The organism is Achromobacter animicus, assembly GCF_902859585.1.
GTDB lineage: Bacteria > Pseudomonadota > Gammaproteobacteria > Burkholderiales > Burkholderiaceae_B > Achromobacter > Achromobacter animicus.
On record NZ_CADIJM010000007.1, the window covers coordinates 208679 to 226100 of the forward strand.

The following is a 17422-nucleotide window of genomic DNA, read 5'->3' on the forward strand; positions in this document are numbered from 1 at the left end:
GTCGGCTCAGTGCAGGCCCGCGCCTTGCAGGCCCCCGGTCAGGCGCTTTTCCAGCCAGTTGGCCAGGCGCAGGAGCGGGTAGCAGTAGATGAAGTAGATGGCGGCGATCATGCCGTAGATGAACAGCGATTTGGCCGGGAAGGTGATGATGAAGACTTCCCCCTGGCGCGTGAGTTCGGTGATACCGACCACGGACAGGATGGCGGTGCTTTTGATCAGCATGACGTACACGCCGCTCATGGGCTGCACGATCAGGCGCATGGCCTGCGGCAGGATCACCAGCCACAGAATCTGCAAAGGGCGCAGGCCCAACGTCATTGCGCCTTCGGTCTGGCCGCGCGGCACGGCCTGGATGGCGCCCATGACAATTTCCGCCACGTAGCAGGACGTGTACACCGACAGCGCCACGAAGGCCGCCGTGCCGGAATCCCAGTGCAGCAGCTCGATACCCGAACTGGGCAGCACGAAGTAGACGATGTAGAGCTGCACCAGAAACGGCGTGCCACGCAGGATGTGGATGTACACCCCCAGGATCTGATGCACGCCGCGGATGCGGTAGCTGCGGATCACGCCGATCACGAAACCCAGCAGCGAGCCGGCAATGATGGCTACAAACGAGATCTTCAGCGTCTCCCAGAAGCCCTTGAGCAGAAAAGGCAGCACGACGCCGGCGGTGGAAAGATAGGAGTCCAGCATGATTACCTCGCGTTCCAGGCCGGGCCGGCCAGCCACAGGCTGACGCCCTTGGACAGCAGCAGCATGACGCAGTAGATCAGCAGATAGCCCGCCGCGATGGTCAGGAAGGCTTCGTTGGGCACGATGCGTTCGCTGTTCATCTGCACGCCCGCGGCAACCAGTTCAAAGACCGTGATCAGCGACAGCAGCGACGTGTCCTTGATGAGTACGGCGGTCTGGCCCAGCAGCGGCGGCAGCGTATTGGCGAATGCCTGCGGCAGCACCACGTAGCGCAGACGCTGGTGGTAGTTCATGCCGCAGGCCTTGGCGCCTTCGATCTGGCCGCGCGGCACGGACTCGATGCCGACGCGGATGATTTCGCTCATGTAGGCCGCGTGGTGCAGGGTCATGGCGAGGATGCCCAGCACCATCTCGCTCCAGCCCTTGGCGCCCGGCACAAGATAAGGCACCGCGTAATAGACCAGGTAGATCTGCACGAGCAGCGGCGTGGAGCGCACGAATTGCACATACGCCGCCACCGGACGCCACACCGCGCCGCGGGACGACATATGGGCAAGCGCGAGCGGAACCCCGGCCAGCACCGACAGCACCAGGCTGGCGCCCGCCGCGATCAGGGTATTGGCCAGGCCTTCGGCAAATTGGCCCGTGTACTGGCTGACGATGCGCCAGTTATAGAAATCGATCAGCCAGTCCATGGGCGGTCCCGTCTCCGATCAGTGGTCTTTCTTCCAATCGGTGGAATACCAGTACTGGACCAGTTCCGGCAGCGAGTTGTCAGCGGTCTTCAGCGTCTGCCAGTTGTCCAGCCAGAACTTCAGGCGGAACGCGTTGGGGCCGACGGCAAACGCCAGGGGTTCGCGCACCATCACGCCCTCAAGCACGCGCAGGTTGCCGAAGTCGACGAGAAACTGGTTGGCTGTGGACAGCGACATGATGCCGGCATCCAGCCGGCCGCTGGACAGCGCCTGGCCAACCGGCGCGCTGCCGCCCGAGAACTCCTTGAGCGTGGCCGTGGGCAGCATCTTCTTGCCGACTTCGGCGTAGGTGCTGGCGCCCAGCGCGCCGACGGTAACGCCCGACTTGTTCAGCTCGGCGTAGTTCTTGTACGGCGAATCCTTGGGCACCACGGCGACGGTGTCGGCGTAGAACATGGGCAGCGAGAACAGCACCTGCGCGGCGCGCTGCGGCGTGGGCGTCATGTCGGCGGCCACCATGTCGGCCTTACCCGACAGCAGCGCGGGCAAAAGGCCCTTCCATTCATAATCCTGCAGCACCAGCTTCACGCCCAGGTCGTCGGCCATGCGCTTGGCGACTTCCACGGCCAGCCCCGTGCGCTTGCCCGTCTTGTCCATGAAGCTCATCAGCGGCCCGGAGGTCTGCACCGCCACGCGCAATTCACCGCGCTTGATGATGTCGGAAAGTTCGTCCGCCTGTGCCGGCAGGGCCACGGTGGCGGCCGCCAGGGCGACGCTGGCCACGCCCAGCCATTGTTTGATTTTCAACATTGCTAACCCCTTTGGTGATTGGACCCATATCGTTCCGGGCAAGGCACATCGCGCCGGCAGCGCCCGGATAAGCCGGACCGGCGGGACTACAGAATCTTTTCCAGGAAGGCGCGGGTGCGCGCCTCTTTGGGGTGGCCGAACACTTCGTCGGGCGTACCCATCTCCACGATGCGGCCCGCGTCCATGAAGAGCGCGCGGTCGCCCACGTCGCGGGCGAAGCCCATTTCGTGCGTCACCACCGCCATCGTCATGCCGTCGCGCGCCAGGGCGCGCATCAATTCAAGAATGCCGCCCACCGTTTCAGGATCGAGCGCCGACGTGGCCTCGTCGAACAGCATCAGCTGCGGGTCCATCGCCAGCGCGCGCGCGATCGCCACGCGCTGCTGCTGGCCGCCGGACAACTGACTGGGGTAGCGATCGCCGAATTCCGCCATGCCGACGCGGCCCAGGAGGTCGCGGGCGTAGCGTTCGGCATCGGCGCGGCTGCGCCCGCGCACCACCCGCTGGGGTAGCGCCACGTTGTCGAGCGCAGTACGGTGCTGGAACAGGTTGAAGTGCTGGAACACCATGCCGACGTCGGTGCGCCAGCGGTTGACGTCGGTGGCCGGATCCGTCAGCGACACGCCATTGACGCGGATCGTGCCGCTGTCGATGCTTTCCAGCCCGTTCAGGGTGCGCAGCAAGGTGCTCTTCCCCGAGCCCGACGGACCGACCACGACCATCACCTCGCCGCGTTCGAGCTGGCAATCGATGCCGTCCAGCGCCAGATGCGGGGGATGCCCGTCGCGCTGATAGGTCTTCTTGACTGCCTGAACAACGAGCAACGGTTCCGCCACGAATTCACCTTCAGGTGCAGTGCGCACGGGGCTGACTGAGGATCTGCCGCACGCACTGGCGTTTCAAGGAGGCCAGCAAAGGGCGCCTCAAAAATATTTCGCATTTCACGTCATAGTTTCGTATAGTAAATTTTTTTCCAGAATCGCCACTTAGGCATAACCCTTAAGCGAAGGCGCTGACTTCGCAAGGCCTCGAAGGAACCGGCATGGACACTCCTCAAGACATCCTGCGCAATCTCGGACTCACCTCCAGTGCGCTCACCGGCGGCACCCTGATCGCCCGCAGCCCGATCGATGGCGCCGAACTGGCGCAGGTGCATGAGCACACGGTGGCCCAGGCCCACGCCGCCATCACCCGCGCGCGGCAAGCCAGCCTGGCTTGGCGTGACGTCCCCGCCCCCCGCCGCGGCGAACTGATCCGCCTGTTCGGCGAAACCCTGCGCCAGCACAAGCAGGAACTCGGCCGCCTCGTCAGCCTGGAAGCCGGCAAGATCGTCGCCGAAGGCGAAGGCGAAGTGCAGGAAATGATCGACATCTGCGACTTCGCCGTCGGCCTGTCGCGCCAGCTCTACGGCCTGACCATCGCCTCCGAACGTCCCGGCCACCGCATGATGGAAACGTGGCATCCGCTGGGCGTCGTCGGCATCATCAGCGCCTTCAACTTCCCCGTCGCTGTGTGGGCTTGGAACTCCGCGCTGGCGCTGGTCTGCGGCAACGCCGTCGTCTGGAAGCCTTCGGAAAAGACCCCGCTCACCGCCCTGGCCTGCCAGGCGCTCTTCGCGCAGGCCGTCCAACGCTTTGGCGACGCGCCCGCCGGCCTGTCCGAAGTCCTTATCGGCGGCCGCGAGGTCGGCGAAGCCCTGGTCGACTCGCACACCGTCGCACTGGTGTCCGCCACCGGCTCCACCCGCATGGGCCGCCAGGTCGGTCCGCGCGTCGCGCAACGCTTCGGCCGTGTCCTTCTTGAACTGGGCGGCAACAACGCCATCATCGTCGGCCCCACCGCCGACCTGGACATGGCCGCCCGCGGCATCGTCTTCGGCGCCATCGGCACCGCCGGCCAGCGTTGCACCACCACCCGCCGCCTGATCGTCCACGAAAGCGTCGCCGACGAACTGGTCCAGCGCCTGCACAAGGCCTACGCCAGCGCCCCCATCGGCAACCCGCTCGACAGCGGCAACCTCGTCGGCCCCCTGATCGACCGCGCCTCCTTCGACGCCATGCAGTCCGCGCTGACCGCCGCCCGCGAGCAGGGCGGCAAGGTCACCGGCGGCGAACGCGCCCTGGCCGACCAATACCCCGACGCCTGGTACGTGCGCCCCGCCATCGCCGAAATGCCCGGCCAGACCGACGTCGTCTGCCACGAAACCTTCGCGCCCATCCTCTACGTCATGCGCTACAAGGACTTCGGCGACGCCCTCGCCATGCAGAACGGCGTGCCGCAAGGCCTGTCGTCCGCCATCTTCACCAACGACCTGCGCGAAGCCGAAACCTTCCTGTCCGCCGCCGGCTCCGACTGCGGCATCGCCAACGTCAACATTGGCACCTCCGGCGCCGAAATCGGCGGCGCGTTTGGCGGCGAAAAGGAAACCGGCGGCGGCCGCGAGTCCGGTTCGGACGCCTGGCGCAACTACATGCGCCGCGCGACCAACACCATCAACTACTCGCGCAATCTGCCGCTGGCGCAGGGCATCAAGTTCGGGGAATAACCCCGATGCCGGCCACGCGCGGCGCTTGCAGCAAGCCCGCGCGTGGCATCGCATCGAGCCGCAAGGCCCGGCCTGCTCGACCTCGATTCCCGCACCACAACCGGCTCGAAAAGCCCCGCGCATTGTCGACAACGCGCGGGGCTTTTCGCATTTTTTACAGCCCACACATACGATTAGTCTGATTTACAAACTGTTGCCAGAGTCGGTGCTACATTGCCTGATCACAAAAATCAGATACATCCTCAATGACCTCCCGCCGTCCCTTTCACCGCTCTCCCACCCCCCGCCTCCTTGCCGCCATCCTGGCCCTGAGCGCGGCCGGCTCTGCCGCGGCAGGCGTGTCATACCGGCTGGACCGCCCCTCCGCGGCGCCCGGCGAAACCGTCACCATCGAAGCCGTCTTCTTCAACGAAGGCGGCTCGCGCGTCGACTGGCAGGCCCCGCCCGAACTCGTCCTGCAGTGGCGCAGCCCCGACGGCCAGATCGTCCGCAGCCTCGCCAAACTGAAAAGCGGCCGTGACAACTACAGCGTGCCCGTCAACAACTTCGCGCGCATGTCCTGGTCCGCCGAAGTGCCCGCCACCGCACGCGGCCTGCAAGCCGTCTCCATCGAAGGCCAACCGTCCATGATGGCGCTCGACGCCACCGGCCGCGACAGCGGCACCCTGGCCACCACGCCCGCCCAGACGCCCGTCGTCGACCCACGCAGCGGCCAACCTGTCCCAGCCGCAGCCGTCGCCGCCGCAGGCGCCTCCCCCGAAGCCGGCCCCGCCCCCGCCGCCACCATCGAACCCACCGTCGAGCAGGCCGCCTTCGACAAATTCCGAAGCGCCTTCTCCGCCTACAAGCCCGTCTACTTCGCCGTCGGCACCCGCGGCCTCACCACCGCCCGCTTCCAGATCAGCGCCAAATACCGCCTGATCAGCCCGCGCGGCGGCGAAGACACCTGGCACGACGACTTCTACCTGGGCTACACCCAGACCTCGCTGTGGGATCTGGAAAGCGACTCCAAGCCCTTCATCGACACCACGTTCAATCCCAGCGTTTTCTGGATGACCGACGACATCTGGAAATCCGAAAACCAGAACTGGCGCTTCGGCATGAACACCGGCGTCGAACACGCCTCCAACGGCAAAGACGGAGAAGACTCCCGCTCGCTCAACGACGGGTACATCGAACCGCGCTTCCACTACCGCTTCGACAGTGGCAGCACCCTCACCTTCGCCCCCAAGGTCAAGGCCTACTTCGCCGTCGCCAAGGAAAACAGCGACTACGCCGACTACGCCGGCCACGTCGACTGGCAACTGCGCTGGGCCCAGGACAACGGCGCGGTCGTCTCGGCGATGTACCGCCAGGGAGATCAGAAGCGTCGCACGACACAGCTGGATTTCGCGTGGCCGCTGCGCCGTACGTTCCTGAACTGGAACGGGTACCTGCATCTGCAGTATTTCAACGGCTACGGCGAGACGCTGCTGGGCTACAACCAGCGCAACGAAAGCCAGTTCCGCGTGGGCTTGTCGCTGATTCCGTAAACGCACAATGCGGCAAGCAAGCGTCAAATGAAATCGCCGGCCTGACAGGCCGGCGATTTTCTTTGCTCGCACTTCAATGTGTCGCATCCGTCGGCGGGCCGGTGTCAGACACCCAGGTAGCAGGATCGTCAGTCTGTGAGACCGGCTCAGCGGGTGTCAGACACCTCGATTCTCGAACATTCCAGCGAACAACCCATACGCCACGGGTGTCAGACACCTCGATTTGAGCCTGGGCCAGCGGCGCAGCGGGTGTCAGACACCTCGATTTGAGCCGCCGACGCAAGACAACCGATCGCCAGATAAGGCCGCCCGCGCGGCCGACATCTGGCAGCCCCGCAAGATCTTCCGGCCATCAACAAACCTTCAAAAGAAGGCCAAGCAAGCCGCCCTCCCCGCCGACCGCACGACCTCATACGACGCAGCCCGGTGCGGCGGTGGCCTGGGTGCGCGGGGCGTGTAGATGCGCCCGAGGGAATCGGAAGGCAGTCGCCGAAGACGACAACGACGATGACGACGGGGCAGTCCGGAGCGAAGGCTCCGGACCGCAATCGTAGCCCCGCGCACCCAGGCCACCGCCGCGCCGGGCGTCTTAAGAACCCGCACCGATCCCACACAGACCGTCTCAAAAACTCGACCCGCGCCCCACCTGCCTTCTCAAGAACCCGCACCGAAGCCGCACCACACCCGGCCGATACCGACGAAGGGATTTCCCTCACTCCCCCCGCAACTCCCAACCAGTCCCGTAAACTCCGCGCAAAAGCGCAGCCAATAATCCGCGCACCAAGGGGATCCGGGGCAACTCCCCGGCAGATTCAACAAGCACCAGGCCATTCATGTTCGCCGACCTGAAGCACCTCTCGCACCACGCCGCCTGGCGCCGTCAGCTTGAAATGCTGCTGGAATCCGCCGGCGAAGGCATCTACGGCATCGACCTGCGCGGCAGATGCATCTTCATCAACAGCGCCGGCGCCGACATGCTCGGCTACACCCCCGATGAGCTCGTCGGCCGCAACATGCACTACCTCATCCACCACTCCCACGCCGACCGCACCCTCATGCCGGTCCACGACTGCCGCATCTTCAAAGCCTTCCGCGACGGCCGAGGCGAACGCGCCGACGACGAAGTGCTCTGGCGCCGCGATGGCACGTGCTTCGACGCTCAATACGCCTCGTACCCCATCCGCAACGACCACGACGTCGTAGGCGCCGTCGTCACCTTCTCCGACATCACCGCCCGCAAAGGCATCGAACGTGAGCTTCAAAACACCCAGGCCCTGCTAGAACGCCGCGTCGGCGAACGCACCGCTGAACTCAGCGCCGCCCACGAATCCCTGCGCCGCCTGTCTTCCCACCTGAGCACCCTGCGCGAAGAAGAACGCGCCCACATCGCCCGCAACATCCACGACGACCTCGGCGCCTCCTTCACCGCCCTGCAACTGGATTTGAACTGGCTGCGCCGCCAGCTAAGCGCCACCCCCGCCCTGCAGACGCACCTCGACCGCATGCTCGAAGTCACCCAGACCGCCATGGGCGCCACCCGCCGCATCCTCAACGACCTGCGCCCCGTCGTCCTTGACCATCTTGGCCTCTGGGCCGCCCTCGAAGCCCTGCTGCAAGACCTGCAAACCCGCAGCGGCCTCCAATGCCGTTACCTCTGCCCCCCCGACACCGAAAGCCTGCGCCTCGACCGCAACGCTGAAATCGCCATCTACCGCATCGTCCAGGAACTGCTTACCAACGTGCAGCGGCACGCCCGCGCACGCAGCGTCAGCGTCAGCGCCGCCTGGGGCGCCGACGGCCTCGTCCTCACCGTCGAAGACGACGGCGTCGGCATGCAGTTGCCCGAAGACCGCCACACCTTCGGCATCCTGGGCATGCGCGAGCGCGCCCGCGCCATCGGCGGCGACCTTGCGCTGGACAGCGCCCCCGGCGCCGGCATGCGCGCCCGCCTGCGCCTGAACCCGCTGGCCGCATGAAGGAAACCCTGCCATGCCCCTGAACCTGCTCATCGTCGACGACCACCTCATCATCCGCCGAGGCCTCGCTCGCATTCTTGAAGAAGACCCGCGCGTCGCCCTCGTGCATGAAGCCGCCGACGGCCCCGCCGCTCTGCGCGCCCTGCGCCAGGCGCATTACGACGCCATCGTCCTGGACGTCGCCCTCGGCGAACGCGACGGCCTGGACGTGTTGAAAAGCGTGCGCGCCGACCACCCCGGACTCGGCGTCGTCATGCTGTCCGTCTACCCCGAATCCCAGTTTGCGGTCCGCGCCCTGCGCGCCGGCGCGCACGCCTACCTCAACAAAGGTTGCGAACCCGAAGAACTGCTGGCCGCGCTGACCAACGCCGCCGCCGGCAAGATGTACGTCACGCCCACCGTCGCCGAACTGCTCGCCCACACCGTGCGCCAGGACAGCTCCCGCCCACCGCACGAACTTCTGTCCAACCGCGAATTCCAGGTCCTGCAACTGCTCGTTGCCGGCCGCTCCGTCTCGGCCATCGGTGAACAGCTGGCGCTGTCCGTCAACACCATCTCCACCTACCGCAGCCGCATCTTCGAAAAGCTCAACGTCCGCACGCTGGTGGAACTGGTCTCCTACGCCAACACGCACCAGTTGGGTGCGATCTGAGCGCGCACGCACTACCGCGGCGCATCGCGCGCACCACGTAGTAAGTCCCCTACACGCGTATCGTTGAACCGGCGATACCGGCTGCCGCCACGCAGCCCCATGATGGCTCCATTCCCGATCGAAGGAGCCACCATGTCCCTCTTCAGCAATCCGTTCGACGCCAACAGCCGCCTTGCCTGCGGCTGCGGCCGCCACGCCTCGCAGGCCGAACACGAACGCGCCGCGCAAGCCGGTCTGACTGGCGACACCGCCGCCAGTGCCGTCGAGCAGGCCGTCATGCGCGCCCTGTTCCCCCAGGATGCGCTGCGCCGGCGCTTCCTGCGCGCCGTCGGCAGCGGCACCGCCATGGCAGCCATTGCGTCGATCTTTCCGCTGGCCGCCGCCAAGGAAGCTTTCGCGCAGACCGCCGGCCCGCTGGAGAAGCAGAAACTCAAGGTCGGCTTCATCCCCATCACCTGCGCCACGCCCATCATCATGGCGCACCCCATGGGCTTCTACGGCAAGCAGGGCCTGGACGTCGAAGTCGTCAAGACCGCCGGCTGGGCGCTCATCCGCGACAAAGCCATGTCCGGTGAGTACGACGCCGCGCACATGCTGTCGCCCATGCCGCTTGCCATCTCGATGGGTGTCGGCGCAAGCCGCGCTGTGCCGTGGACCATGCCCGCCGTCGAAAACATCAACGGCCAGGCCATCACGCTGTCCATGAAGCACAAGGACCGGCGCGACCCGAAGGACTGGAAAGGCTTCAAGTTCGCCGTCCCCTTCGACTACTCCATGCACAACTACCTGTTGCGCTACTACCTGGCTGAACACGGCCTGGATCCCGACACCGACGTGCAGATCCGTTCCGTGCCGCCGCCCGAAATGGTGGCCAACCTGCGCGCCGACAACATCGACGGCTTCCTGGCGCCCGATCCCGTCAACCAGCGCGCCGTGTACGACGGCGTCGGCTTCATCCACACCCTGTCCAAGGCCATCTGGGACGGCCACCCTTGCTGCGCGTTCTCCGCCAGCAAGGAGTTCGTCACCACCATGCCCAACACCTATCAGGCCCTGCTGAAAGCCATCATCGAGGCCACCGCCTACGCCCGCAATCCCGCCAACCGCAAGGAAATCGCCACCGCCATCGCCGCCCCCAACTACCTGAACCAGCCCGTCACGGTGGTCGAACAGGTGCTGACCGGCACCTACGCAGACGGCCTGGGCAAGGTGATCACCGATCCCAACCGCATCGACTTCGATCCCATGCCGTGGCAGTCGTTCGCCGTGTGGATCCTGACGCAGATGAAGCGCTGGGGCCAGGTCAAGGGTGACGTCGATTATCAGAAGATCGCCAGCGACGTCTTCCTGGCCACCGATGCCGTGCGCCTGATGCGCGAAGCCGGGCTGACCCCGCCCGCGGAAACCGGCAAGACCTTCAGCGTCATGGGCAAGCCCTTCGATCCCAGCCAGCCCGAGGCCTACCTCGCCAGCTTCAAGATCCGGAGGACCTGATGGGGTCCGTGCAACACTGGCGGGCCACGTTCCTGTCCGTCGCCCTGTTCCTGGCGTTTCTGCTGCTGTGGCACGCCGCCACCCGCCCCGATGCGGGCGAGGCGACGGTGGATCCGGCCTACGCCGCGCTGGTCGGCAATGCCGCGGCCAGCGGGTCCAAGACGCCGTTTCCCGGTCCTGCCGAGGTCGGCGCGCAGTTGTGGCAGCACCTGAAGGATCCCTTCTACGACCGAGGGCCGAACGACAAGGGGATCGGCATCCAGCTGGGTTACTCCGTCGCGCGGGTGCTGACTGGCTTCGGTCTGGCCGCGCTGGTCGCGATCCCACTGGGATTCCTGATCGGCATGTCCCGGACGGTGTACCGTGCGTTCGACCCCTTCATCCAGGTGCTCAAGCCGATCTCGCCGCTGGCGTGGATGCCGCTGGCGCTCTACACGATCAAGGACGCCAACACCTCCGCCGTCTTCGTGATCTTCATCTGCTCGCTATGGCCCATGCTGGTGAACACGGCGTTTGGCGTTGGCGCCGTGCGGCAGGACTGGCTGAACGTGGCGCGCACGCTGGAAGTGTCGCGGCTGCGCACGGCGCTGCAGGTCATCCTGCCCGCCGCCGCGCCCACCATCATGACCGGCATGCGCATCTCGGTCGGCATCGCATGGCTGGTGATCGTCGCTGCTGAAATGCTGATCGGCGGCACGGGCATCGGCTACTTCGTCTGGAACGAGTGGAACAACCTGTCCATCTCCAACATCATTTGCGCGATCTTCTTCATCGGCCTGATCGGCATGCTGCTGGACAACCTGCTGGCGCGCGCCGCCCGGCTGGTGAGCTATCGGGAGTAACGCGCATGAGCCAATCTTTCCTGCAGGTCCAAGGGCTGGGCAAGCGTTACGCCGGACGCGATGGCCGTCCGCAGCCGCCCGTGTTCGAGAACATCGATTTCCAGATCGACAAAGGCCAGTTCGTCTGCGTCATCGGCCACTCCGGCTGCGGCAAGACCACCATCCTGAACGTGCTGGCCGGCATCGACGACAGCAATGAAGGCATCGTCATCATGGACGGCCGCCAGATCGCGGGGCCGTCGCTGGAGCGTGGCGTCGTGTTCCAGGCGCACGCGCTGCTGCCGTGGCTGACGGCGCTGCAGAACGTGGAATTCGGCGTGCGCTCGCGCTGGCCGGCCTACAGCCGCGAACAGGTGCGCGTGCACAGCCAGCGCTACCTGGACATGGTCGGGCTGGGCCACGCGGCCGGCAAGAAGCCCTGCGAACTGTCCGGCGGCATGAAACAGCGCGTCGGCATCGCCCGCGCCTTTGCCATCCAGCCCAAGATGCTGCTGCTGGACGAACCCTTTGGCGCGCTTGACGCGCTGACGCGCGGCGCCATCCAGGATGAGCTGCGCGCAATCGTCCAGGAAACCCGCCAGACCGTCTTCATGATCACGCACGATGTGGACGAAGCCATCCTGCTGTCCGACCGCATCCTGCTCATGAGCGCGGGCCCGTACGCCCGCATCGCCGAATCCGTCACTGTGGACCTGCCGCGCGACCGCACGCGCGCAAGCCTGCATCACGAACCTCGTTATTACGACATCCGCAACCATCTCGTCGACTTCCTGGTCGACAAGGCCATCCACAAGGAGTGAATCACCATGATGTCCCGCGCTGAAGTCACCGAACTCGTCGTCACCCGCAAGCTGGAAAAAAAGCTCTCGTGGGGCGCCATCGCCGAAGCCGTCGGCCAGAGCAAGGAATGGACCACCGCCGCGCTGCTGGGCCAGATGACCATGACCGAGGAGCAGGCGCTGGCCGCTGCCCGCGTGCTGGATTTGCCGGCGGACGCCGTCGTGCAGCTTCAGGTCGTGCCCTACAAGGGCTCGCTGCCGTCCACGGTTCCGACCGATCCGCTGATCTACCGCTTCTATGAACTGATCAACGTCTACGGCACCACCTTCAAGGCGCTCATCAATGAAGAGTTCGGCGACGGCATCATGAGCGCCATCGACTTCAAGATGGACCTGTCGCGCGAGGCCGACCCCAAGGGCGACCGCGTGCAGATCGTGATGAGCGGCAAGTTCCTGCCGTACAAGACGTACTGATGCGGGTAAGGCGGGACGCGTCCCGCCCTTGGCTAGCCTTCGGCGGCCAGCTCTTCCCAGCCCAGTTCACGGGTGCGCTCCAGCGTCACCGTGACCTGGGCCGCCGCTTCGCGCACCGCCTCGATGAGGTCCTTCCCGTTCAGCAGCCGCGACGCGACGCCCGCCATGAACACGTCGCCCGTGCCGTGTACCGACGGCGGAATCGCGATCTCCGGGTGCGTCACCACGGTGGCGTCGTCGCGCGTCACGGCCACCAGTTGCAGCGTGCCGGGCGCGGCGGCCATCGGCGCGGCGCTGGTCGCGACGATCCATTGCGGCCCGCGCGCGATGAGCTCGCGCGCCGCGGCCACGACTTCATCCACCGACGACAGCGGCCGCCCGACCAGCAATTCCAGTTCGAAATGATTGGGCGTCATGCCCTCGGCCAACGGCACCAGCAGATCCCGGTACTGCGCGACCAGCCCTTCGTTCACGTAGAGCCCGTCATTGCGGTCGCCCATCACGGGATCGATGAACACCCGCAGTTCCGGACGCGATGCCCGCACGGCCGACAGCCATTGCGCCAGCAGGTTCGCCTGCCCCGGCTGCCCCAGATATCCGCAGACCACCGCGCGCGCCACCTGGCTTACGCGCCGTTCGTCCAATCCCTGCAGCAAGCCCTCGAACCAGTCCAGCGGCACCGCCCCGCCATGCAGCGTCGGATAGTGCGGCGTGTTGCTCAGGATGACGGTCGGCAGCGCGATCGCGCGCAGTCCCGCCTTGCGGAACACCGGCATCGCGGCATTGTTGCCCACATAGCCATAGACAACTTGGGATTGAATCGAGACGACATCCACCTGCGCGGTGCGGGCGGGCAGCGCTGCGCCTGGGGCGGGGGCAGCGGTAGTTGCGGTCATGAGGATTGCTCCTGGGTATGGGCCGAAGGCTTCAGGCCATCCGAGTAATGAAATAGATCTTCTTGACGAACTGGTCCACTTCCCAGCGGCCCGTATAGCCTTCGGGCATGACGAAGGCCTCGCCCACCGTCAGTTCATGCACCGTGCCGTCCGGGTCCACGAGGCGCGCCGCGCCTTCGACGATGTAGCCAAATTCGATGTAGCCCGTGGTGTTGGACTGGAAGGAGCCAGCCGTGCTTTCCCACACGCCGGCCTCTGCCTTGCCCGCGTTGCCTTCAAAGGCGGTCACGGTGCGAAAGGCCGCATCGCCCGACAGCGGACGGCGCGGCTTGCCGGGCACGGGGTTTTTCATGGGGCCGGCGTCGATGCGGACGAGCCGCGATTGATCGTTTTTCATCGGGGTTCCTGTGTCTTCCAAAAGCAATTCGATACGCCGCTCGCTCAGTGCGCCGCCACCACCAGCACTTCGGCCATGGCGCGGCTGACGGTGCGCATGCGGTGCGGCAATTCGGAGTCGAAATAAACGGAGTCGCCGGTTTCCAGGCGGAACTGGCGTTCGCCCACGTGGACCTCGATGGCGCCCTTGAGCACCAGCAGGAATTCCTCGCCCGGGTGCGGAAAGACCGCGGCGGCGTCCGGAAACTCGCGCGGCGGATGCACCACGAACGGCTCCATCGCCTTGACCTTGCGGCGGCCGGCCAACGACTCGTAATGATATTCGCTGCCCAGCCCGCGCCGCTGCAGGGCCTCGCGGTCAGCCACGCGCACCACGCTTACCACCTCGTCCTGCGCGGCGTCGTCGGCGCCGACCAGTTGCGACACGCCCACGCCATAGGCCTCGGCCAGGCGCAGCACCGTCGAGATGGAGGGCTCGCTCAGGCCCCGCTCCAGCTTGGAGAGATAGCTCTTGGTCAGTCCCGTGCGCTGCGCAAGCTGTTCCAGGGACAAGCTTTGCTGGCGGCGCAAGGTGCGTAGGCGGTGCGGCAGGTCGATCATGGGGCGGAAAGGCGCAAATACAACCGGTAAGAATGCCCGAAACGGGCGCTTCCGTCGAGCGCCCCCGCCCCATGCGCGTCAGCTCAGCACATTGGCGTGCGTCCGCAGCGCCCGGCGCGCGTAGTACGAAAAGCCCACCTGCGACCGCTTCGGCGTCAGGATCCAGTCGTGCGCCTCGTGTCCCAGTTCGGGCGGAATCGGCTGGATCATGCCGGCGGCCATCGCCAGCAACTGCATGCGCGCCGCGCGCTCGAACTGCAGCGCCAGCACGCAGGCCTCTTCCACCGTCCCGGCGGCGATCAGCATGCCGTGGTGCGACAGCAGGATGGCGCGCTTGTCGCCCAGCGCCTTGGAAATGATCACGCCTTCCTCGTTGCCCACCGGCACGCCGGGCCAGTCCTTCAGAAAGGCCACGTCGCCGTAAAGCGGACAGTTGTCCATGTGCGAGACCTCAAGCGGGACCTCCAGCATCGACAACGACGCCACATGCAGCGGATGCGTGTGGATGATGCAGTTCACGTCGGGACGCGCGCGGTAGATCCAGGAATGGAAGCGGTTCGCCGGATTGGGCATGCCGCCGCCTTCCTGCACCACGAGGTCTTCGTCGACCAGCAGCAGATTGCTGGCCGTGATCTCGTCGAAGCCCAGGCCCAGGCGCTGCGTGAAATATCGGTTGGGTTCGGGCGCGCGCGCGGTGATCTGGCCCGCCAGGCCAGAATCATGCCCGCCGTCGAACAGAATGCGGCAGGTCAACGCCAGCCGCTCGCGCAGCGTCCATTGTGGGGTCTCGAACTGGCGCTGCATCTCAGCCTGCGCACGCGCGATCAGTTCATCCTTTCCCAGGTGCATCGTATCGGCCATCATGTCTCCGTCATGCCGTTTCGATCAACGGCGTAAATCCCGGCAGACTGCGCATGCGCGCCAGCCAGGCAGTGATGTGCGCAAAGCCGGACAGGTCGTAACCGCCCTCGCCCGCCATGCTCGTGTAAGGGTACAGCGCGATATCCGCGATGGTCGGCGCGGTACCCACCAAGTAGTCGCGGCCCGCCAAATGCGCGTCCATCAGCGCGGCGGCCTTCATGCCGGCAGCGCGCCACGCCACCATCGCCGGGTCGTCCGCCTTCGCCGTTTGGCGTAGATGGATCAACAGGCGCGGCTGCGCGAAGGCGTGCATGTGCTGGGTCTGCTCGAAGCTCAGCCAGCTCGACACCTGCGCCTGCGCCAGCCGGTCTTCCGGCAGCCAAGGCGTGCCCATGCCCAGATACCAGAGAATGGCCTGCGATTCCGCCAGCCATTGTCCCTCTGGCGTCAGCAGCGCGGGCACCTGCCGCCATGGGTTGATGCGCGCGAAGGCGTCGGTTTCCAGGTCGCCCTGGACGATGTCGAACGTTTGCCGCTTGACCGGCAGGCCCATCAGCCCGCAGGCCAGCCGGATCTTCCAGGCATTGCCCGATCGCAGCGTATCCGCCAGCTCCAGCGGCTTGCCCGCCAGCGGGTGCGTTACCCGAATATTCATGCGTGGCTCCATTTCATGTGCGCGGTTGCTAATCCATTCTGATGTTGGCGCGCTTCACGATCTCGGCCCACTTGCTCTTTTCGCCGCCGATGAAGCGCTGGTACTCGTCGGGCGTGCCCGTATAAAGCTGCGTACCCTGTGCCGCCAGCTTTTCCTTCAGCTCTGGCGACGCGAGTGTTTTCTGCAACGCCGCGTTCAGTGCGGCCATGACCTCGGGCGGCGTGCCCGCCGGCGCAAAGAACGCGTTCCACGAACTGATTTGCAGGCCCGCATCGCCCGCCTCGGTGCTGGCGGGCACGGCCGGAGCAGACGGCAGCCGCTTGTCGGACGCCACTGCCAACGCGCGCAATTTGCCCGACGCCACATGGGGCATGATGACCGGACTGGCGTCCATCACCACATCCACCTGCTCGCCGATCGCCGCGTTCACCGCCTCGCTGCCGCTCTTGAACGGCACGTGGACGATATCGACGCCAGCCGTCAGCTTCAGCAATTCCAATCCAAGGTGCGGCGAACTGGCGTTTCCTGCCGAACCGAAATTCAGCTTGGCCGGATTGGCCTTGGCGTATTTGACGAACTCAGCAAACGACGCGGCGGGCACGCCCGCCCGCACGGCCAGTAGATACGGCGACCCGGACACCATGCCCACCGGCGAAAACTTGTCCGCGTCGTAGCTGAGCTTGGCGTAGATCAGCGGATTCACGACCTGCGTGCCCACCGTCCCCATGAAGATCGTGTAGCCATCGGCCGGCGCCGCGGCCGCCACCTGCGCCGCGATCACGCCACCCGCGCCGGGCCGGTTCTCGATCACGATCCCCTGCCCCAACACGTCCCCCATTCCCTTGCCCACCTGCCGGGCGACGATATCCGTGATGCCGCCAGCGCCAAACGGCACCACCAGCCGGATCGGCCGGTCAGGAAATGCGGCCTGCGCGCCTCCTGACATACCTGCGGTTATCGCCAGCGCGGCTACCAAGCTCAAGACCTTCATGCCATTCCCCTTGTGTGCGCCGTCGCGGCGCTATGACACAAAGTGTCCTATAGAGCATTGATTTTCCGCAAGAGGGATTTGATTAGGGAAATCCTTGAGCAGCAGGAATAGAGTTCGCCCTTTTTTGTTGAAGTTCGCGTTTCGGCTTTGATGGGCATCACCGGCTATTTCGCGGCCATCTTCTCTTATTCTTCGCGGATGGACGGCCTGCAGGCTGAAGAAAGGCGAACTTTGCAATAAACGCGATTGAACTAGCGCGACAATCCAAGCCGGCAGATTTAGGGCATGCCCGTACGGGCATTGGGGAAGAGACACGGGCGTTTCGAGCACTCCTGCTATAGGTTGGGAGCTGTAAAAGAAGAAAGCCGTGCGTTGTATGGACGGCCCGGGGGCCCTGTGGTCAGTGGCCGCTTCCGGCCGAGGCTGTGTGGAAACGCTTTTCGTCCTGCCAGCCACAGCGCAATAGCCTAGTCCGCATCACCTTGGGCGGTCTTCACTTCGATTTTTCGAAGCGGGGCTCACTCAAGG

The 17422-nt window shown here is 65.5% G+C and carries 18 protein-coding genes; 8 read left to right on the top strand and 10 right to left on the bottom strand.

Going from position 1 to position 17422, the window contains the following annotated elements; genetic code table 11:
* Positions 1-6 precede the first annotated feature (6 nt).
* The 4 genes from HV681_RS18225 to HV681_RS18240 all read right to left on the bottom strand — a co-directional run bounded on the left by HV681_RS18225 (position 7) and on the right by HV681_RS18240 (position 3037).
* Entirely contained in the window at positions 7-696 is a 690-nt protein-coding gene (locus HV681_RS18225; protein WP_175124384.1) for an amino acid ABC transporter permease, read from the bottom strand.
* Between the two features lie 2 nt (positions 697-698).
* Positions 699-1391, bottom strand: coding sequence for an amino acid ABC transporter permease (locus tag HV681_RS18230; protein ID WP_175124385.1), 693 nt, complete (start codon positions 1389-1391; stop codon positions 699-701).
* A gap of 18 nt (positions 1392-1409) precedes the next feature.
* Complete coding sequence (locus HV681_RS18235; RefSeq protein ID WP_175124386.1) at positions 1410-2201, bottom strand: ABC transporter substrate-binding protein; 792 nt, start codon at positions 2199-2201, stop codon at positions 1410-1412.
* 86 nt (positions 2202-2287) lie between these two features.
* Positions 2288-3037 carry an amino acid ABC transporter ATP-binding protein gene (locus HV681_RS18240; RefSeq protein WP_056563861.1) on the bottom strand — a complete coding sequence of 250 codons (750 nt, stop codon included), beginning with the start codon at positions 3035-3037 and terminating at the stop codon, positions 2288-2290.
* 206 nt (positions 3038-3243) lie between these two features.
* Here HV681_RS18240 and amaB point away from each other — a divergent pair, with 206 nt between their 5' ends.
* The 8 genes from amaB to cynS all read left to right on the top strand — a co-directional run bounded on the left by amaB (position 3244) and on the right by cynS (position 12495).
* Positions 3244-4746, top strand: a complete 1503-nt coding sequence (gene amaB, locus HV681_RS18245; RefSeq protein WP_175124387.1) for an L-piperidine-6-carboxylate dehydrogenase — start codon at positions 3244-3246, stop codon at positions 4744-4746.
* Between the two features lie 245 nt (positions 4747-4991).
* The gene (locus HV681_RS18250) at positions 4992-6278 is read left to right on the top strand and encodes a phospholipase A (RefSeq protein ID WP_175124388.1); all 1287 of its coding nucleotides are present in this window, start codon (positions 4992-4994) and stop codon (positions 6276-6278) included.
* 833 nt (positions 6279-7111) lie between these two features.
* Positions 7112-8254 carry a sensor histidine kinase gene (locus HV681_RS18255; protein ID WP_175124389.1) on the top strand — a complete coding sequence of 381 codons (1143 nt, stop codon included), beginning with the start codon at positions 7112-7114 and terminating at the stop codon, positions 8252-8254.
* A gap of 13 nt (positions 8255-8267) precedes the next feature.
* Positions 8268-8906 carry a response regulator gene (locus HV681_RS18260; RefSeq protein ID WP_056563872.1) on the top strand — a complete coding sequence of 213 codons (639 nt, stop codon included), beginning with the start codon at positions 8268-8270 and terminating at the stop codon, positions 8904-8906.
* A 132-nt stretch (positions 8907-9038) separates the two neighbouring features.
* Positions 9039-10400, top strand: coding sequence for a CmpA/NrtA family ABC transporter substrate-binding protein (locus HV681_RS18265; protein WP_175124390.1), 1362 nt, complete (start codon positions 9039-9041; stop codon positions 10398-10400).
* Positions 10400-11242, top strand: coding sequence for a nitrate ABC transporter permease (gene ntrB, locus HV681_RS18270; protein WP_175124391.1), 843 nt, complete (start codon positions 10400-10402; stop codon positions 11240-11242). Before HV681_RS18265 ends, ntrB begins: the two co-directional genes overlap by 1 nt.
* Before the next feature lie 5 nt (positions 11243-11247).
* On the top strand, positions 11248-12042 hold the full coding sequence (locus tag HV681_RS18275) for an ABC transporter ATP-binding protein (RefSeq protein WP_175124392.1): 795 nt from the start codon (positions 11248-11250) through the stop codon (positions 12040-12042).
* Positions 12043-12051: 9 nt separating this feature from the next.
* Positions 12052-12495, top strand: coding sequence for a cyanase (cynS, locus tag HV681_RS18280; RefSeq protein WP_056566815.1), 444 nt, complete (start codon positions 12052-12054; stop codon positions 12493-12495).
* 32 nt (positions 12496-12527) lie between these two features.
* Here cynS and pdxK read toward each other — a convergent pair whose 3' ends face one another.
* The 6 genes from pdxK to HV681_RS18310 all read right to left on the bottom strand — a co-directional run bounded on the left by pdxK (position 12528) and on the right by HV681_RS18310 (position 16894).
* On the bottom strand, positions 12528-13391 hold the full coding sequence (gene pdxK, locus HV681_RS18285; RefSeq protein WP_056563884.1) for a pyridoxine/pyridoxal/pyridoxamine kinase: 864 nt from the start codon (positions 13389-13391) through the stop codon (positions 12528-12530).
* A gap of 31 nt (positions 13392-13422) precedes the next feature.
* Positions 13423-13788, bottom strand: coding sequence for a cupin domain-containing protein (locus tag HV681_RS18290; RefSeq protein ID WP_056563887.1), 366 nt, complete (start codon positions 13786-13788; stop codon positions 13423-13425).
* Between the two features lie 44 nt (positions 13789-13832).
* Complete coding sequence (locus tag HV681_RS18295; RefSeq protein WP_056563890.1) at positions 13833-14387, bottom strand: helix-turn-helix domain-containing protein; 555 nt, start codon at positions 14385-14387, stop codon at positions 13833-13835.
* A 78-nt stretch (positions 14388-14465) separates the two neighbouring features.
* Entirely contained in the window at positions 14466-15248 is a 783-nt protein-coding gene (locus HV681_RS18300) for an aldolase (protein ID WP_175124393.1), read from the bottom strand.
* A 10-nt stretch (positions 15249-15258) separates the two neighbouring features.
* A complete protein-coding gene (locus HV681_RS18305; RefSeq protein WP_056563896.1) occupies positions 15259-15903 on the bottom strand; it encodes a glutathione S-transferase family protein in 645 nt (214 codons plus the stop codon).
* A gap of 28 nt (positions 15904-15931) precedes the next feature.
* Complete coding sequence (locus tag HV681_RS18310) at positions 15932-16894, bottom strand: Bug family tripartite tricarboxylate transporter substrate binding protein (RefSeq protein ID WP_175124394.1); 963 nt, start codon at positions 16892-16894, stop codon at positions 15932-15934.
* Positions 16895-17422: the final 528 nt, after the last annotated feature.

What these genes read in the sequence shown, in the direction of transcription:
- HV681_RS18225 (WP_175124384.1), bottom strand. Translation starts at nt 696, where the DNA reads ATGCTGGACTCCTATCTTTCCACCGCCGGCGTCGTGCTGCCTTTTCTG.
- HV681_RS18230 (WP_175124385.1), bottom strand. Translation starts at nt 1,391, where the DNA reads ATGGACTGGCTGATCGATTTCTATAACTGGCGCATCGTCAGCCAGTAC.
- HV681_RS18235 (WP_175124386.1), bottom strand. Translation starts at nt 2,201, where the DNA reads ATGTTGAAAATCAAACAATGGCTGGGCGTGGCCAGCGTCGCCCTGGCG.
- amaB (WP_175124387.1), top strand. Translation starts at nt 3,244, where the DNA reads ATGGACACTCCTCAAGACATCCTGCGCAATCTCGGACTCACCTCCAGT.
- HV681_RS18250 (WP_175124388.1), top strand. Translation starts at nt 4,992, where the DNA reads ATGACCTCCCGCCGTCCCTTTCACCGCTCTCCCACCCCCCGCCTCCTT.
- HV681_RS18255 (WP_175124389.1), top strand. Translation starts at nt 7,112, where the DNA reads ATGTTCGCCGACCTGAAGCACCTCTCGCACCACGCCGCCTGGCGCCGT.
- HV681_RS18260 (WP_056563872.1), top strand. Translation starts at nt 8,268, where the DNA reads ATGCCCCTGAACCTGCTCATCGTCGACGACCACCTCATCATCCGCCGA.
- HV681_RS18265 (WP_175124390.1), top strand. Translation starts at nt 9,039, where the DNA reads ATGTCCCTCTTCAGCAATCCGTTCGACGCCAACAGCCGCCTTGCCTGC.
- ntrB (WP_175124391.1), top strand. Translation starts at nt 10,400, where the DNA reads ATGGGGTCCGTGCAACACTGGCGGGCCACGTTCCTGTCCGTCGCCCTG.
- HV681_RS18275 (WP_175124392.1), top strand. Translation starts at nt 11,248, where the DNA reads ATGAGCCAATCTTTCCTGCAGGTCCAAGGGCTGGGCAAGCGTTACGCC.
- cynS (WP_056566815.1), top strand. Translation starts at nt 12,052, where the DNA reads ATGTCCCGCGCTGAAGTCACCGAACTCGTCGTCACCCGCAAGCTGGAA.
- pdxK (WP_056563884.1), bottom strand. Translation starts at nt 13,391, where the DNA reads ATGACCGCAACTACCGCTGCCCCCGCCCCAGGCGCAGCGCTGCCCGCC.
- HV681_RS18290 (WP_056563887.1), bottom strand. Translation starts at nt 13,788, where the DNA reads ATGAAAAACGATCAATCGCGGCTCGTCCGCATCGACGCCGGCCCCATG.
- HV681_RS18295 (WP_056563890.1), bottom strand. Translation starts at nt 14,387, where the DNA reads ATGATCGACCTGCCGCACCGCCTACGCACCTTGCGCCGCCAGCAAAGC.
- HV681_RS18300 (WP_175124393.1), bottom strand. Translation starts at nt 15,248, where the DNA reads ATGGCCGATACGATGCACCTGGGAAAGGATGAACTGATCGCGCGTGCG.
- HV681_RS18305 (WP_056563896.1), bottom strand. Translation starts at nt 15,903, where the DNA reads ATGAATATTCGGGTAACGCACCCGCTGGCGGGCAAGCCGCTGGAGCTG.
- HV681_RS18310 (WP_175124394.1), bottom strand. Translation starts at nt 16,894, where the DNA reads ATGAAGGTCTTGAGCTTGGTAGCCGCGCTGGCGATAACCGCAGGTATG.